Annotated in this window: 2 protein-coding genes; both read left to right on the top strand. The window is 67.1% G+C overall.

Annotated elements, in window-relative coordinates; translation table 11 throughout:
• On the top strand, positions 1–665 hold a 665-nt coding region (locus tag E6K79_08320), incomplete at its 5' end, for a hypothetical protein (GenBank protein ID TMQ64145.1).
• Between the two features lie 10 nt (positions 666–675).
• Positions 676–2,109, top strand: a complete 1,434-nt coding sequence (locus tag E6K79_08315; GenBank protein TMQ64144.1) for a hypothetical protein — start codon at positions 676–678, stop codon at positions 2,107–2,109.
• Positions 2,110–2,217: the final 108 nt, after the last annotated feature.

The raw sequence follows: 2,217 nt of genomic DNA, 5'->3' as shown, positions 1-2,217 counted from the left end.
ATCGAGAGCCCCAAACCGCGGCGGCCATGGCGAACGCCTACGTCGAGGAGCTCGACAGCTTCAATCTCAAGACGCGTACGACGAGCGCGAAGCGAACGCGGGCCTTCATCGAAGATCGGCTCGACCTGGCGAAACGGGACCTTGCCGCCGCCGAGGACCGCTTGCGCGACTACCAGCAAGCACGGAACCTTCCGGCCACGGCTCCGTCCGACCGCGGCGATTCCGATGTCGGCGCGCGGCTGATGGCCCAGAAAATCGCGCTCGAGGTGAAGCTCCAGGTGCTGCGCCAGTCGCTCGCCGAGGACAGCGAGGACGTGCGCCGCGTGCGCCAGGAGTTGGCCGCGATCGAGCGGCAGGTGGGCGGGCTTCCGCGCGCGGGCGTCGAGATCATGCGGCTCTGGCGCGACGTGAAGGTCCAGGAGCAGGTTTTCGAGCTGCTCACCGCGCAGCTCGAAGAGGCGAGGATCCGGGAAACGCGTGACACCCCGACGGTGCAGCTCCTCGACGCCGCAAAGGTCCCGCTCCACAAGTCGCGACCGAAGCGGTTGATTTTTGTGGTCGCGGGATTCCTGATCGGCCTCGCCGGTAGCCTTTCCGCCGCGCTCCTGATGGAGCGGCGGGGAATGGCAGGCGCGGGCGTGATGCCGCGCGGCGCCGGTTCCTGAGGGAAGAGCCGTGGATCGCGCCGCGGCCGCCGCGCCGTCCCTAGCATCATCCCGGCGCAACAGCTTCGCGCTTGGATTCTGGCTTCTCGCGGCCGAGCTCGCGCTCCTCGCGGCGGGGTTCGTGATTGCGGGTCCGCTTTTCGCGGCCGCGATCGCCGTTGCCTCGGCCTATTTCCTCGTCGCCTTCCGATCGCCGGAGCTGGCGTGGGCGCTCGTCTGGATCGCCTTTCCGTTCTCCATCGAGGTTGGCTTCGGGGGCGGCAGCGCCATCAACTTGCCCACCGAGCCGATGATCGCGATCGCGCTCGCGGCGTGGGTGCTTCGATCCGTTGCGTCGGGCGGCATCCGTGTCCCTCGGTCCCCGCTGAATCTTCCGCTCGCCGTCGTGGCCGGGATTACATTGGCTTCCGTCGCTCTCAGCGCATACCGGATCGACGGACTGAAGGCCTGGGTGGTCGCGGCCGCTTACGCGGCCTTTGGGTACCTCTACTTCCTCTGCAGCCCATGCGACCCCGCCCGGCGCCGGCGTTGGATCCGATTGGTGGTGGTGACCGGCGCGTTCTGGGGTCTTTACGGCAGCATTCGGGCATTTTTCCTCGGAGTCGCGCCGCGATTGGCGTACGGGATTGCGCGACCGTTCTTCCCCGAGCACGGCACGTACTCGGCCTATCTCGCCATGATCCTCCCGCTGGCTCTTCTCTGCGCGCTGGAGCCGGGTGGGCGGACCAGGGGAGGATACGTCGCGGCGGTCTTCGCGATCGCGCTCGGCATTACCCTCTCCTTCACGCGCGCGGCGTGGGTATCCCTGGTCATCGTCATTCCGGTCATGGCCATCCTATGGGCTTGGTGGCGAGGGGCGTGGCGACGGCTCCTTCTTCCGGCCGCCGTGGCATGGACGATCGCAATGGTCGTCTTCGCCGTGGGTGCGACGAGAAACCTGTCGCGCCACGCGGAGTCCGTCGTCCAGGTGGAGAACGTCTCCAATCTCGAGCGGGTGAATCGCTGGATTGCCGCGTGGGAAATGGTGAAGGACCGGCCTTGGTCGGGAGTAGGCTATGGCGCGTACGCCCAAGCCTACCCGGAATACCGGCGCAAGCTGATCGTGACCGAGGTCTCCTATCGGCGCATGGGAGCCCATAGCGAGGTGGTTCGCCTGGCCGCCGAGGCGGGGGTGCCGGGACTCCTCGCCGCGCTCTGGTTTGTCGGCGTCGCGGCGAGCACCGGCCTTCGGATATTTCGCCGCTCGAGCGACCCCAACGTTCGCCTCCTCTCGCTCGCCGTCGTGGCGGGTCTGGCAACCTACGCCGTGCACGGTCTGTTCAATTCGTACCTTGGCTACGACAAGGTGACCGTGCCGTTCTGGATTGGCCTGGGGACGCTCGCGGCGCTCGGCCGTTCGGAGGCGGGTGAAACCGTTGGTGCTAAGAGCGTCCCAGTAGCCTAGGGGTGTGCCACAAAGTAGAAGTTGAGCCCCTTCTCGAACTGCTCGGCAAACGACTCCCTCGAGAGCGCCGGCTGGCCAGCCAGCCATGCTCCCAGGAGCGAGACTTTG

It is taken from the genome of Candidatus Eisenbacteria bacterium (assembly GCA_005893305.1).
GTDB lineage: Bacteria > Eisenbacteria > RBG-16-71-46 > SZUA-252 > SZUA-252 > WS-9.
This window is presented reverse-complemented; position numbering and strand designations above follow the sequence as displayed.